The 13,279-nt window shown below is 60.5% G+C and carries 14 protein-coding genes; all 14 read right to left on the reverse strand.

The genetic code is table 11. The annotated features are described in order from the left end of the window. Window positions 1–50: 50 nt before the first annotated feature. Window positions 51–413 (reverse strand): Hpt domain-containing protein, encoded by a 363-nt coding sequence (locus GHN92_RS17520; RefSeq protein WP_095002609.1) that lies wholly within the window; start codon window positions 411–413, stop codon window positions 51–53. A 30-nt stretch (window positions 414–443) separates the two neighbouring features. Then, window positions 444–1,781 (reverse strand): ATP-binding SpoIIE family protein phosphatase, encoded by a 1,338-nt coding sequence (locus GHN92_RS17525; RefSeq protein WP_095018908.1) that lies wholly within the window; start codon window positions 1,779–1,781, stop codon window positions 444–446. A gap of 8 nt (window positions 1,782–1,789) precedes the next feature. Then, a complete protein-coding gene (locus GHN92_RS17530; RefSeq protein ID WP_095002611.1) occupies window positions 1,790–2,095 on the reverse strand; it encodes an STAS domain-containing protein in 306 nt (101 codons plus the stop codon). A gap of 105 nt (window positions 2,096–2,200) precedes the next feature. Next, window positions 2,201–2,653, reverse strand: a complete 453-nt coding sequence (gene fliJ, locus GHN92_RS17535; RefSeq protein WP_095002612.1) for a flagellar export protein FliJ — start codon at window positions 2,651–2,653, stop codon at window positions 2,201–2,203. Window positions 2,654–2,659: 6 nt separating this feature from the next. Then, window positions 2,660–4,018 (reverse strand): flagellar protein export ATPase FliI, encoded by a 1,359-nt coding sequence (gene fliI / locus GHN92_RS17540; RefSeq protein ID WP_095002613.1) that lies wholly within the window; start codon window positions 4,016–4,018, stop codon window positions 2,660–2,662. After that, a complete protein-coding gene (fliH, locus tag GHN92_RS17545; RefSeq protein ID WP_095024151.1) occupies window positions 4,008–4,766 on the reverse strand; it encodes a flagellar assembly protein FliH in 759 nt (252 codons plus the stop codon). Before fliH ends, fliI begins: the two co-directional genes overlap by 11 nt. After that, complete coding sequence (fliG, locus tag GHN92_RS17550; protein WP_083369860.1) at window positions 4,767–5,789, reverse strand: flagellar motor switch protein FliG; 1,023 nt, start codon at window positions 5,787–5,789, stop codon at window positions 4,767–4,769. Further along, window positions 5,782–7,566 carry a flagellar basal-body MS-ring/collar protein FliF gene (gene fliF / locus GHN92_RS17555; protein WP_095002615.1) on the reverse strand — a complete coding sequence of 595 codons (1,785 nt, stop codon included), beginning with the start codon at window positions 7,564–7,566 and terminating at the stop codon, window positions 5,782–5,784. Before fliF ends, fliG begins: the two co-directional genes overlap by 8 nt. Window positions 7,567–7,581: 15 nt before the next feature. Next, window positions 7,582–7,914, reverse strand: coding sequence for a flagellar hook-basal body complex protein FliE (fliE, locus tag GHN92_RS17560; RefSeq protein WP_016781577.1), 333 nt, complete (start codon window positions 7,912–7,914; stop codon window positions 7,582–7,584). Between the two features lie 244 nt (window positions 7,915–8,158). Further along, entirely contained in the window at window positions 8,159–9,544 is a 1,386-nt protein-coding gene (locus tag GHN92_RS17565; protein WP_133143766.1) for a sigma-54 dependent transcriptional regulator, read from the reverse strand. A 5-nt stretch (window positions 9,545–9,549) separates the two neighbouring features. Further along, on the reverse strand, window positions 9,550–10,668 hold the full coding sequence (locus GHN92_RS17570) for a PAS domain-containing sensor histidine kinase (protein ID WP_095002616.1): 1,119 nt from the start codon (window positions 10,666–10,668) through the stop codon (window positions 9,550–9,552). Window positions 10,669–10,875: 207 nt separating this feature from the next. Continuing rightward, window positions 10,876–12,357 carry a sigma-54 dependent transcriptional regulator gene (locus tag GHN92_RS17575; RefSeq protein WP_095002617.1) on the reverse strand — a complete coding sequence of 494 codons (1,482 nt, stop codon included), beginning with the start codon at window positions 12,355–12,357 and terminating at the stop codon, window positions 10,876–10,878. A gap of 180 nt (window positions 12,358–12,537) precedes the next feature. Further along, window positions 12,538–12,831, reverse strand: a complete 294-nt coding sequence (locus tag GHN92_RS17580; protein ID WP_095002618.1) for a flagellar protein FliT — start codon at window positions 12,829–12,831, stop codon at window positions 12,538–12,540. Between the two features lie 16 nt (window positions 12,832–12,847). After that, entirely contained in the window at window positions 12,848–13,237 is a 390-nt protein-coding gene (gene fliS, locus GHN92_RS17585) for a flagellar export chaperone FliS (protein ID WP_016781581.1), read from the reverse strand. Window positions 13,238–13,279: the final 42 nt, after the last annotated feature.

Raw genomic sequence — 13,279 nt, forward strand, 5'->3', positions numbered from 1 at the left:
GGTACAGGTCAGAGAGTCACAGCAAGGTTCGGGCCAGCTTTAGTGCACAGTCAGCGGGATACAAAATGCGGCGATACCGAACGCTGGCGCTCGGCGCGATACAGGCGCCGGACCATCTGGTATTCATCGTCGATTTTGATCACCAGCTCCTGGATTTCGGCCAGTTGCTTCTTTTGCGCACGCTCTTCAAGCAGGCCGCACAAATGTGCCAAGCGAATGGCACCCATATTGCTGCTGCTGCCTTTGAAACTATGGGCAACCAGCGTCAGGTCGCAAGCCTCGCGGGCGTTGTGCAGTTGGCCAAGACGCTCTTCGGAGTCGGAGAGGAAGGTGTCCAGCAGGTCGGCAAACCCTCCCTCCATCACGTCTCGCAACGCATTGACCACTTTCGGGTCCATATGAATGTCTGACACTTGCTCACTCCTTGATCAAGAATGAGCGGATTATGCCAGACCCCCCCACGAAAACTCCACGGTCGCGCTACGACCATCAGGTGCCCAACGTGCTGCAGGGCAGAGCTGACGCACCAGGCTCACCCCGCGTCCCGACAGACGGTCTAAATCCAGTGGCCTGGCCATCACCCTGGCAACATCAAAACCCGCACCACTGTCTTCTACCTGGATCAGCAGGCGACCGCTTTCGCCGATCGGCTCGACTTGCAACGAGAACCGTACAAACCCGTACTTGAGCGTTGCCAGACGCTCCTTGCGCTGCTGATAGTAATGGGCAAAGCCCCCTGTATCGCGCTTGAGCCGTGAATCGAGGCCCAACACCCCGTGCTCCAGGGCATTGCTGTAGAGCTCGGCAAGCACCGCATGAATCACCGGCCCCTGGGCGCGCAGCCCGTGGACTTCCATCAGCAACTGCAACACGTAAGGCAGTGGATTGAACTGCTGCAGGCTGGGCGCCCGAAACTCGAAGCTGGCCGACCAGTCCCGCGGGCTGCATTGGCCACTGTCGGAATAGACAATCGCCGGCACCCCCAAAAAAGCCGGCAGCTGTGAAGTGATCTGCACCATGCTCACATCATCCCGGGCCTGCCCCTGAAAATCCCGCAAAGCCTGTTCGACCTCGGCAATCAGTTGCAACGGATGCCGATTGGCATCCAGCACCCGCTCCAGGCGCTCAACCCCGAACAATTGCTGATTGGGGCCACAGGTATCGATCACACCGTCGGTCAGTAAAAACACCTGATCACCGGGCAGCATCGGCAACACCTGGGTGGCATGGTCAAACACTTCGGCGCGCAAGACACCCAACGGCAAGTGCTGCGAGGTCAGTGCCGTGCGCTGACCGCTGAGTGCCGCTTGCAAATAGCCATCGGGCATACCGCCATTCCAGACTTCGACGCAGCGCCGCTGGGCGCTCACACACAGCAACGCGGCGCAACAGAACATGTCCACGGGGAGGATACGTTTAAGCTTGGCGTTCATTTCCCTGAGTATTTCCGCCAACCCGTAGCCCTTGGCCGTCATGCTGTAGAACACCTCGGCCAGAGGCATGGCACCAATCGCCGCAGGCAAACCGTGGCCGGTAAAGTCGGCGAGCAGCAGATGGGTATCGCCTGAGGGCGTATAGGCGGCCAACAGCAAATCGCCATTGAACAAGGCATAGGGCGATTGCAGATAACGGATATTGGGGGCATCGAGACAGCCTGAGTGCGCCACCCGGTCAAACACAGCCTTGGCCACCCGCTGTTCGTTAAGCAAGTAGTCGTTGTGCCGGGCGATCTGGTCGCGCTGCTGCACTATCGTTTGCTGCAGCCTGCGCAGGCGCTGCATCGAGCCGCTCAATTGATATCGAACAACTTGTCGAAATTGGAAACGCCCAGAATCTTGCGCACATCCGGGCTGCTGTTGACCACGCGAATGTCAGAATCATCACCGCCGACATGCTCACGCAACAGCAGCAGCATGCCCAGGGCCGAGCTGTCGAGATAGGTGGCATCCTTCAAATCCACCACTACGCAGGCGGGCGCGGGGCTGAGTTCTTCGTAAGCGTCACGAAATTCCTGGTGCTTGGCAAAGTCGAACCGGCCCTTGATGGCGATCGTCAGCTTACTGCCATCTGCCGAGACTTCAGATGTCACTGCCATGTGAATTGCTCCCGAGATAGTCAGTGCAACTATAGACGCTTCTGTGAGCACCGCCGCAGGCCAATACCCGTAGCAGCTGCTACGGGATGCAGAGGACGTACGCGATCAGTACACGTCTTTGCGCGGCAAGCGCTGGGACAGTTCGTCCATCAGCTTTTGCTCGCGCTTGTCTTCCAGCTGGCGCGCTTCGTCGGCGTAGCGCTGTACCAGTTTGCGCAGCCCCTCGACCCGGGCATAGGCCTGTTGCCAGGTCTCGCGGGCCTTGTCGAGATTGTTCTGATGCCACACCAGGCTTTGACGCTGCTGGCCAACGGCGGTTTCCAACTGGCCGAGGAAGTACTGATAGTTACGCAGCCATTGGCCCGTGACTCCCTGGCTGCCGCGGTCAACCCATTGCGCCTGGTATTCCCCGCGAAAGTTTTCCAGATCACCCAGTTTGCTGTTGGCCAGGTTGACCTGCCCCTGGAAGTGTCCCAGACGCTGGGCCGCAGCCTTCTCGGTCTTTTCCGCCATGTCCACCACCGGCGCCAGACGCGAAGCCCTGTTGTCACTGGCCATGGCCGATTAACCTCCGGCTGCCGGGGCGAAGATACTGCCCAGATGAGCGCCGCTCTCGGCCAGGCTGATATTGTCGTTCAACCCCTGGCGCAGATACCCCACCATCGCCGGTTGCAGGGCAATGGCGGTATCGGTCTCGCGATCGCCGCCCGGCACATAGGCGCCCACGCTGATCAAGTCCCGCGCCTGCTGGAAGCGCGACCACAGCTGCTTGAACTGCTGGGCGCGGCGCATATGTTCTTCACTGACCACCGAGGGCATGACCCGGCTGATGGATGCTTCAATATCGATGGCCGGGTAATGGCCCTCTTCGGCCAATCGGCGGGATAACACAATATGACCGTCGAGCACGCCCCGCGCCGAATCGGCAATCGGGTCCTGCTGGTCATCCCCTTCAGACAGCACGGTGTAAAACGCAGTGATCGAACCACCCCCGGCCTCGGCGTTGCCGGCGCGCTCCACCAATTTGGGCAGCTTGGCAAACACCGACGGCGGATAGCCCTTGGTCGCGGGCGGCTCGCCAATGGCCAGGGCGATTTCCCGCTGGGCCTGGGCGAATCGGGTCAGGGAGTCCATCAGCAACAGGACGTTCTTGCCCTTGTCGCGAAAGTATTCGGCAATCCGCGTGCAATACATCGCCGCGCGCAAACGCATCAAGGGCGCATCATCGGCAGGCGATGCCACCACCACCGAACGCTTGATGCCTTCGGCCCCCAGGATATGTTCGATAAATTCCTTTACCTCACGGCCCCGCTCGCCGATAAGGCCCACCACGATAATGTCGGCCTCGGTAAAGCGAGTCATCATGCCCAACAACACACTCTTGCCCACCCCTGTACCGGCAAACAGGCCCAGACGCTGGCCGCGACCCACCGTCAATAAACCGTTGATGCTGCGAATGCCCACGTCCAGCGGCACGCTGATGGGGTCGCGCTTGAGCGGGTTGATGGTGGGGCCGTCCAGCGGCACCCAGTCTTCGGCCTTCATCGGCCCCTTGCCGTCCAGCGCACGGCCGGCGCCATCGAGCACCCGCCCGAGCATGCTCATGCCCATCGGCAGGCGACCATTATCGGCCAGCGGCACCACTCGGGCGCCCGGCGCAATGCCGGCGACACTGCCTACGGGCATCAGAAAAATTTTACTGCCACTAAAGCCCATCACCTCAGCTTCGACTTCTACCGGGTGAAAGCTGTCGTCGTTGATCACCAGGCAACGGCTGCCCATGGCCGCGCGCAGGCCTTCGGCCTCCAGGGTCAGACCGACCATGCGCAGCAGGCGCCCTTCAACCACCGGCTGCACCGGCAAGGACACCGCCGGAGCGTAGCTGCCCAGGCGCTTGGCAAAACTGGTGCGCTTAAGGTGCATCAAGATCGATGTCGATATCAGGCGCCGCCGGGTGCAGTACCTGTTCGTGGAGCTGGTCAAGCAACTGGCTCATGGCCTGCTTGATCCGTGTTTCGATACTGGCATCGATGCGGCTGTGCTCGGTTTCAATGCGACAGCCTCCCGGTTGCAGGCTGTCGTCTTCGACAATCCGCCATTGCTCGTCATGACGCTCACGCAGGGCCTTGATCTGGTCAAAGTCCTGCGGATTGATAAACAGGCGAATATTCTCGGCGCCCATCGGCAACAGCTTCAAACCCTCGCGCAGCACTTGCCCGATCTGGCTCGAATCGGTTTTCAGCTCGCGCTGGATCACTTGCCGGGTCATGTGCTCAACCAGCCCGATCATGGCTTTCTCAAGCTGCTGATCCTGCTCGGCAAGCGGTGCCAGCAGGCTGCCCATCAGGCGCTCGAGGCTGGCAACCTTGGCCGTCAGGGCCACTTCGGCTTCCTGGCGAACCTTGAGCTGGGTGCTATGAAAACCTTCTTTCTCACCCGTGGCGAAGCCTTCGTTGTAGGCCTCCTGGCGAATGCTTTCGAGCTCTTCAAGGGTCAACGGCTGGACTTCTTCCAGCGGCACCTCTTCCATCTCGGGCAGTTCTTCAACCGGCTCGGGTTCGGGCTCTGCTTCGGGCTCGCGCCACGGATCGAAGCTGGGCAGACCCCAGACATCAAAAGCACCGACATCCTTGGCACGGATTACATCACCGGGGGTTTCGCCGCTGCTCACTTAGATCATCTCTTCGCCGCCCTTCCCGCCGAGAGCAATTTCTCCGGCTTCGGCCATACGGCGGGCGATGGTGAGGATTTCCTTCTGCGCAGTCTCGACATCGCTGACGCGCACCGGGCCTTTGGCTTCCAGATCGTCGCGCAGCAATTCGGCGGCACGCTTGGACATGTTCTTGAAGATCTTTTCCTGCACGTTCTCGTCGGAGCCCTTGAGCGCCAGTACCAGTACGTCAGAGGACACTTCCCGGAGCAACGCCTGGATACCGCGGTCGTCGACATCGGCCAGGTTGTTGAACACGAACATGAGGTCTTCGATCTGACCCGAAAGGTCTTCGTCGATATCCCGGATCGAGTCCATCAACTGCGCTTCCATCGAGCTGTCGAGGAAGTTCATGATATCGGCCGCGCGCTTGACCCCACCCAGGGAGGTACGCGCCGCGTTGGAGTTGCCGGAGAACTGCTTCTCGAGGATCTGGTTAAGCTCCTTGAGCGCCGCCGGTTGCACGGTGTTGAGCGACGAGACCCGCAGGATGATGTCGAGGCGCGCCTTCTGGTCAAAGTGGCCGAGCACTTCACCCGCCTGGTCAGGGTCGAGGTAAGCCACCACAATGGCCTGGATTTGCGGGTGCTCAAAGCGGATCACATCGGCAACGGCACGCGGTTCCATCCACTTGAGGCTATCCAGGCCGCTGGTATTGCCACCCAGCAGGATGCGGTCGATCAGGCCGTTGGCCTTGTCTTCGCCCAGGGCCGAGGTGAGCATTTTGCGGATGTAGCTGTCCGAGCCCACGCCGAGGCTGGTCTGGTCGCCGACGATCTCGACGAATTCGCTCATCACCTGCTCGACCTGCTCGCGGTGCACGTTGCGCATCTGCGCCATCGCCACACCCACCCGCTGGACCTCCTTGGGGCCCATATGGCGCAGCACCTGGGCGGCATCGGATTCGCCCAGCGACAGGAGCAAAATGGCGGCCTTGTCGACCCGGGTCAACTTGGCGTTGGCGGCGGCGCGGTTATCACTCATCGGCATTGATCCACTCTTTTACTACCTGGGCCACACGGCCCGGATCTTCTGCGACCAGACTCTTGATTGCATTCAACTGCGCGTCATAGCCTTCGCTGGGGCTTGGCAACATGATGCTTTGCGGGCCGCCAAGGCTGACACGGTCGTTGGCCAGCTCGCCATCCAGACCGCCCAGGCCGCCCATCTCGGCATCACTGCCAATACCGGCCACCTGCTTGTTGCGGCCGTGACCGGTGATGTTGTTGAGCACCGGGCGCAACACACCGAACACCAGCACCAGAATGAACAGCACGCCGAGCACTTGCTTGACCACATCCCAGAACCAGGGCTGGGAATAGAACGGGATATCGGCAATCACTTCACCCCGCTCGGTGGAGAACGGCACATTGATCACGCTGACGCTGTCGCCACGGCTGGCATCGAAGCCCACGGCGTCCTGCACCAGACGGGTAAAGCGCGCCAGCTGATCGGTGGTCCATGGCACCTGGGTGATTTCACCGTTGGCCGGGTTGACGCTGATCTTGTCGTCGATCACCACCGCCACCGACAGGCGATTGACCCTGCCCTGCTGCTGTTTGGTGTGGCTGATGGAGCGGTCAAGCTCGAAGTTGCGGGTCGACTGCGAACGTTTGTCGGCCGGGTACGGCGCCAGCATTGGCTGGCCGGTGCCCGGATCCATGATTTGCTGGCCGTTGGCATCAAGCAACGGCTGGCCCGGCTGGATCATGCCCGCCCCGCCAGCAGCTCCCTGGCCGGTTTGCTGCGGTGCGCTGGCCGGGCTCGGCGGTTGATTGCTCAGGGCCCCCGGCACACCTTGCGGGCCGTTGCTGGCAGTGCGCTGCTCGCTGGTCGATTGCTCGCTGCGCAGGGCTGGCTGGTCGGGGTTGAACTGCTCGGAGGTAGACTCGACCGCGCTGAAATCAACATCGGCCGACACTTCGGCCTTGTAGCGGTCATTGCCCAGCACCGGCTGCAGAATGTTGTGCACGCGCTGGGTAAGCATGCCTTCCATGCGGCGACTGTAGTCGAACTGCTTGCCGGCCATGGTCAGCTCGGAATTTTCACCCTGATCCGACAGCAGATTGCCTTTTTGGTCGACCACGGTGATCTGCGACTTGCTCAACTCGGGCACGCTGGTAGCCACCAGGTTGACGATCGCCAGCACCTGCCCAGGCTCCAGCGAGCGGCCCGAGTACAGCTCTACCAGTACCGAAGCGCTGGGTTTGCGCTCATCACGGACAAACACCGAGCTTTTCGGAATGGCCAGGTGAACCCGCGCGCCCTTGACGTTGTTGAGGCTGGAAATGGTCCGTGCCAGCTCGCCTTCAAGCCCACGACGATAGCGTGTGGCCTCCATAAACTGGCTGGTGCCCAGGCCCTGGTCCTTGTCGAGAATCTCGAAACCGATATTGCCGTCGGTGGGCGTCACGCCTGCGGCGGCCAGCTTGAGGCGGGCACGGGAGACGTCATCGGCCTTGACCAGCAAGGCGCCAGAATTAGGTTCGACGGTGTAGGCAATGTCTGCAGCGGCCAGGGTTTCCATGACCTGCTTGGCATCCATACCGGCCAGGCTGCCGTACAGCGGCCGGTAGTCGGGTTGCTGGGACCACAGCACCACGGCAAAACCGATCGCCACGCTCGCCGCCAGACCGACCATCAGGCCGACCTGACGCAGCATGGTCATGTCGCCCAGATTGTCGAGAAAGGTCAGGCCAAACAGCGGTTTGCCGCCTGCGCCTGCTTTGGCCGGAACGTTATCCGGGAGTGCATCTGCCATGACTTGATATCGCCCTTAAACCGGCATCTGCATGATGTCTTGGTAAGCCTGAACCAGCTTGTTACGTACTTGGGTCAAGGCCTGAAAGGAAACGCTGGCCTTCTGGGAGGCGATCATCACGTCAGTCAGGTCGACACCGCTTTTACCGATCTCGAACGCGTTGGACAGCTGACTCGACGCCTGCTGGGTTTCGCTGACCTTGTTGATCGCATTACCGAGCATGTCGGAGAAGCTGCTGGCACCCGCTTCGGGAGCGGCCTGCACAGCCGATTTCGGTTGTGCCATGGCGTCCATCTGCATGGCCCGCATGTCCAACATCAATCGATTAAATTCAATACCTTGGCTCATGGACCAGTGCCTCCGACGACCCGCATTTTTTTGACACTTTCACAGCGCATATTGAGGTGTAGCAACAAGGGTGCCAGCTCCTTGCCGTTTTATAACAATTAACGTTACAAAACGTCGCAGACAAGGATAACACCTGCCCCTGCGGGAGCGGGCTTGCCCGCGATTTAATCGACACGGTGAATCAGGCGCTGCGCGGTGATGCCTTCGCGGGCAAGCCCGCTCCCACAGGGGTTTAGTGACGCTCTCAGGTGGCAGCAAACAAATAAGCCTCAACATCCATCCCCGCATCACGCATTTGCGCCAGCTTGTAGCGCAAGGTGCGCGGGCTGATGCCCAGACGCTCGGAAGCTTCCTTGCGTCGCCCGCGCTCGGCACGCAAGGTGTCGATAATCATCTGAAACTCACGCCGGCGCAGATCATCGCCCAAGCCGCCCGCCGACTCCACAACTTCCACCGCCAGCGGCTCAGGACGCGTCAATGGCGGCAAAGGTGCACAGGCCACAGGCCCGGCCAGGCAAAAATCTGCCGCCTCGATCACACCGTGCTGCTGCAAGATCAACGCCCGTTGAATCGCGTTATCCAGTTCGCGCACGTTGCCCGGCCACGGGTATGCACTCAGGCACGCCTTGGCATCGGGCGAAAACCCTACAGCAGTGTGCTTCATTTTGCTGATGTGTTTGGCCAGCAGCCGCTCTGCCAGCGGTAGGATATCGGCGATGCGCTCACGCAACGGCCTCCAGGCCAGGGGGAAAACCGAAAGGCGGTAGTACAGATCTTCGCGAAAACGCCCCGCTGTCACCTCCCCCGCCAGGTCGCGGTTGGTGGTGGCGACAACACGGATATCCAGCGCAACCGGCTTGCGCCCGCCCACCCGCTCAACTTCGCGCTCTTGCAATACGCGCAGCAGCTTGGCCTGCAAACCCAAGGGCATTTCGGAAATTTCATCCAGCAGCAAGGTGCCGCCATCAGCCTGCTCGAACTTGCCAGCCTGGGCGGCAATGGCGCCGGTGAAGGCGCCTTTTTCATGACCAAACAGGGTCGCCTCGAGCATATTGTCGGGGATCGCCGCACAATTGATCGCCACAAACGGCCGATCCACCCGATGGGAATGCTGGTGGATATAACGGGCCAGCACCTCTTTGCCAGTGCCCGACTCGCCCGAGATCAGTACCGTGGCATCACTGCGCGCCACCCGTGCCGCCAGCTCCAGCAACTGTGCGCTGGCCGGTTCCACCGCCACCGGCCCTTCGCTGTCGGCCACGCCGAGGCTGCCCAGAGCATGGCGGGCCACCAGATCGAGCAAGGCTTTGGGCTCGAACGGCTTGACCAGATAATCCACCGCCCCTTCACGCATGGCATCCACCGCCCGCTCCACCGCACCGTGAGCCGTCATCAGCAGCACCGGCAATTGCGGCTGGCAGGCGCGCAGGCGGGCCAGCAACTGATGGCCATCCATACCGGGCATATTGACGTCACTGATCACCAGGCTGAACGGCTCCAGCATCACCGCAGCCAGGGCTTCTTCCCCCGAACAGACGGCGCGAAAACCGTGACCTGCCAGCAACAGTGTGTCTGCCAGGGCCTCACGCAACGCATGGTCGTCCTCGACCAACAGCACGTTAATTCGCATCACCATCAGTTTGCCTCCGCTACAACGGGAATCAGCGGCAAGCTGAGCAAGGCACAGGTGCCACGCCCCAGCCGCGAACGTAATTGCAATTGCCCCTGGTGCGCACGCACCACGGCATTGACCACCGCGAGGCCCAGACCTGTACCAGTGGCCTTGGTGGTGAAAAACGGCTCGCCCAGGCGCGCCAGCACTTGCGGCTCAATGCCACTGCCGTTGTCGCTGACACACACCCTTAAACTGTTGTCGCGGCGATACAGATGCACCTTGAGCCGCACCTGTGGCGTACCGGCTTGCAGGGCGTTTTCGATCAGGTTGAGCAGCGCGCCGACCAGGGTGTCGCGATTGCACAGCAACTGCCCCGTGTAGGCATCGCACTGCCAGCGGATCGCCACACCCTGCACATGGGTTTGCGCGGCGGCTTGCAGGGCCTGCATCAATACTTTGGGGGTGACCCTGTCCGTAAGCGGCAGTTCGCCACGCGCAAACACCAGCATGTCGCGCACCTGATGCTCCAGCTCGTGCAGGCGCTCCTTGAGACGCCCGGCGAAGCGCTGCTGGGTTTCCACCGGCAGCGCCTGCTCGGTGAGATGACTGGCGTAGATCAACGCCGCCGACAGCGGCGTACGAATCTGGTGGGCCAGGGAAGCAACCATGCGCCCCAGAGACGACAGGCGCTCATGGCGGGCGAGCTGGTCTTGCAGGCGCCGGGTTTCTGTCAGGTCATTGAGCAACACCAGTTGCCCGGGCTCAGGGTCAAGCGAACGGGTGGCAATCGACAGGCGCCGACCGTCCTTGAGCGATACTTCGTGGCCGTCGTCTTCCCGAGGTGCAAAACAGCGGGCAATCACATGGCGCCACAACTCGCCTTCCAGCGGCAGGCCCAACAGCTCGCAGGCTGCGGGGTTGGCCTCGCGCACGCGACCACGATCATCAATCACGATGATCCCGCCTGGGAGCAGATCGAGCAGGTGTTGCAAGCGATTGGCCAGCCGCTCTTTCTCTGCAAGCTCGGCCATGCGCTGCGCACTGACCACTGCCAGCTCGCCGGTCAGCTCCGAGACGCGGGCTTCCAGCAGACTGTAGGGATCGGGGGCCGAGGACAACTGGACGGCGGCTTGAGGCATGGGGCGTACTCGCTGGGCTGACCGTCATAAAACGGTCCGTTACACCAAGCGAAGCAATACCCGTGCCTGAATAGCTAACACAAGCGAACCGCTATGCCAGCCCCGGCTTATGTGGGAGCGGGCTTGCTCGCGATTTGGGCGCCTCGCAGTGTCAGGAATAACGCGGTGATGCTATCGCGAGCAAGCCCGCTCCCACAAAGTCACGCGTCAATCATCCGCCTGCTCTTCACCTTCGCGACGGCTCATGCCGTACTTGCGCATTTTCTCGACCAGGGTCGTACGACGAATACGCAAGCGTTCTGCCGCACGCGCCACAATACCGTTGGCGTCGTCGAGCGCCTGCTGGATCAGACCCTGCTCCAGCCCGCCAAGGTAATCCTTGAGGTCCAGCCCTTCTGGCGGCAGCATCGCGTTGGCACTGGCCACGAAGTCGGTAGTGGCATTGTTGATCGCCACACGCTCTTCCATATCGCTGCGCAGGCTGTCGACCAGTTGCTCGTCCTCGTCATCCACGTAGCGGAATTTTTTCGGCAGCTCAACAACGCCAATCACCCCGTACGGATGCATGATCGCCATGCGCTCCACCAGGTTGGCCAGTTCGCGAACGTTGCCCGGCCATGCATGACGGCACAACGACATGATGGCGGCGGAATTGAAGCGGATCGAACCGCGTTTTTCGTGCTCCATGCGCGAAATCAGCTCGTTCATCAGCAACGGAATATCTTCGACCCGCTCACGCAGCGGTGCCATTTCAATCGGGAATACGTTGAGGCGGTAGTACAGGTCTTCGCGGAAGGCCCCGACTTCAATCATGCTTTCAAGGTTTTTGTGGGTGGCGGCAATGATCCGCACATCGGCACACTGGGTCTTGTTGCTGCCCACACGCTCAAATGTACGTTCCTGCAACACACGCAACAGCTTGACCTGCATCGGCAGCGGCATATCGCCGATTTCGTCGAGGAACAGGGTGCCGCCATTGGCCAGCTCAAAACGCCCGGCACGGCTGGTGATGGCCCCGGTAAAAGCGCCCTTCTCATGGCCAAACAGCTCACTTTCCAGCAGCTCGGCAGGAATCGCCCCACAGTTGACCGGCACAAACGGCGCATCGCGACGCTTGGAGTGGTAGTGCAGGTTGCGCGCCACCACTTCCTTGCCGGTGCCGGACTCACCGAGGATCAGCACGCTGGCATCGGTATCGGCCACTTGCTGCATCATCTGGCGCACATGCTGGATCGCCCGGCTGGTACCGACCAGACTGCGGAACAGGTTGGGCTCGCGATGACGGCCGCGCTCGCGGGCCTGGTCATACATCTCGCGATAGACCTGGGCACGGTGCAGGGAATCAAGCAATTTGCTGTAGCTGGGGGGCATTTCGAGGCTGGACAACACCCGGCGGCGCTGGTCTTCAGGCAGGTCGAGAGAAGAAACTTCACCTAAAAGCATGATCGGCAGGAACTCATCCCACGCGGCCAGTGTCTTAAGCAGTCCTGATAGGCCACCGGCAGTACTCACGGTGCCGACCAGCACGCAAAGCACTTCGCGACTGGACGGCAAGGCACTGACAGCCTGCTCCCATTCGTGGCTGGGGCTGGTCAGATTTTCTTCGCCAAGAAAATTCAGGATCACCGCCAAATCACGGCGGCGGACGCTATCGTCATCGATCAGCAGGATTTTGGTTTCACGCCACATGCAATAGCAACTTCCCTAGTCAACTCAATGCCCCGGATGGCAGGACATATGTAGACGTCCTAACCCTGTTGGATATCTAAGACGACTGAATACAGAATAACGTGCTAGTTAAGTCAAAAAACTGTGCCGAGTCAAATTTATGGCGGTTTAAAACGCAATTAACCACATATTCTTTAGGCCTTAACCGAATAGATGGTAAACCTTTGACGCGTTTTTTGCTTGGTTGATCTGCCCCATCTGCTCAACGACCGCCTGGCGCTCATCAGTAGCCGCCTCCAGCAACATGCGATACACCACCAATAACCCCTCCAGATTTTCGCGCAAAACAGCCTCGTCCAGTGGCGCTTCGTCCAGCACATTCTCGACACACACCCGGCAGGCCGAATCCAGCTCGCCGATGGCATCCCAGTTGCGCTCGGCCAGGGCATCAATCAGCGCTTCGCGGGTTTCCTGAATACGTTGCAGTTGGCTCATGACGCACTCCTCTGGCTTATTGCGGGGCGATGGCATCCCAACCACTTTTTACAGTGATCAGCAGGCGCGCCACTTCATCGATGATTTCCGGGTCGTTCTTGGCATTGGCCAGGGTCAGGCGCACGGCCATGTACTCGTACAGGCTGTCCAGTTGCTCCAGCGCGGCCTTGTCATCGGTCTTTTCTTCATCCAGGCCCTGACGCAGGCCGGTGATGATATCGATGGCCTTGGTAATCAGCATGGCCTTCTGCGGGATATCACCACGGCTCATCGCGCCCTTGGCCTGGGCCATACGGTCCAGGCCGCCTTCCATCAGCATCTGAATCAGACGATGGGGGCTGGCTTCGGAAATTTGAGCGTGGGAATTAACCTTCTGATACTGACGAAGGGCGCGCATCGGGTTCATGTTTCTACCTCATTACGGTGTCAGGCAAAAATGCTTGGTTCT

The sequence above is a fragment of the Pseudomonas sp. FSL R10-2964 genome (assembly GCF_009600035.1).
Lineage (GTDB): Bacteria > Pseudomonadota > Gammaproteobacteria > Pseudomonadales > Pseudomonadaceae > Aquipseudomonas > Aquipseudomonas bubulae.

What these genes read in the sequence shown, in the direction of transcription:
- fliF (WP_095002615.1), bottom strand. Translation starts at nt 7,566, where the DNA reads ATGGCAGATGCACTCCCGGATAACGTTCCGGCCAAAGCAGGCGCAGGC.
- fliI (WP_095002613.1), bottom strand. Translation starts at nt 4,018, where the DNA reads ATGCACCTTAAGCGCACCAGTTTTGCCAAGCGCCTGGGCAGCTACGCT.
- GHN92_RS17530 (WP_095002611.1), bottom strand. Translation starts at nt 2,095, where the DNA reads ATGGCAGTGACATCTGAAGTCTCGGCAGATGGCAGTAAGCTGACGATC.
- fliG (WP_083369860.1), bottom strand. Translation starts at nt 5,789, where the DNA reads ATGAGTGATAACCGCGCCGCCGCCAACGCCAAGTTGACCCGGGTCGAC.
- GHN92_RS17565 (WP_133143766.1), bottom strand. Translation starts at nt 9,544, where the DNA reads ATGCGAATTAACGTGCTGTTGGTCGAGGACGACCATGCGTTGCGTGAG.
- GHN92_RS17580 (WP_095002618.1), bottom strand. Translation starts at nt 12,831, where the DNA reads ATGAGCCAACTGCAACGTATTCAGGAAACCCGCGAAGCGCTGATTGAT.
- fliS (WP_016781581.1), bottom strand. Translation starts at nt 13,237, where the DNA reads ATGAACCCGATGCGCGCCCTTCGTCAGTATCAGAAGGTTAATTCCCAC.
- GHN92_RS17570 (WP_095002616.1), bottom strand. Translation starts at nt 10,668, where the DNA reads ATGCCTCAAGCCGCCGTCCAGTTGTCCTCGGCCCCCGATCCCTACAGT.
- fliE (WP_016781577.1), bottom strand. Translation starts at nt 7,914, where the DNA reads ATGAGCCAAGGTATTGAATTTAATCGATTGATGTTGGACATGCGGGCC.
- GHN92_RS17525 (WP_095018908.1), bottom strand. Translation starts at nt 1,781, where the DNA reads ATGCAGCGCCTGCGCAGGCTGCAGCAAACGATAGTGCAGCAGCGCGAC.
- GHN92_RS17575 (WP_095002617.1), bottom strand. Translation starts at nt 12,357, where the DNA reads ATGTGGCGTGAAACCAAAATCCTGCTGATCGATGACGATAGCGTCCGC.
- fliJ (WP_095002612.1), bottom strand. Translation starts at nt 2,653, where the DNA reads ATGGCCAGTGACAACAGGGCTTCGCGTCTGGCGCCGGTGGTGGACATG.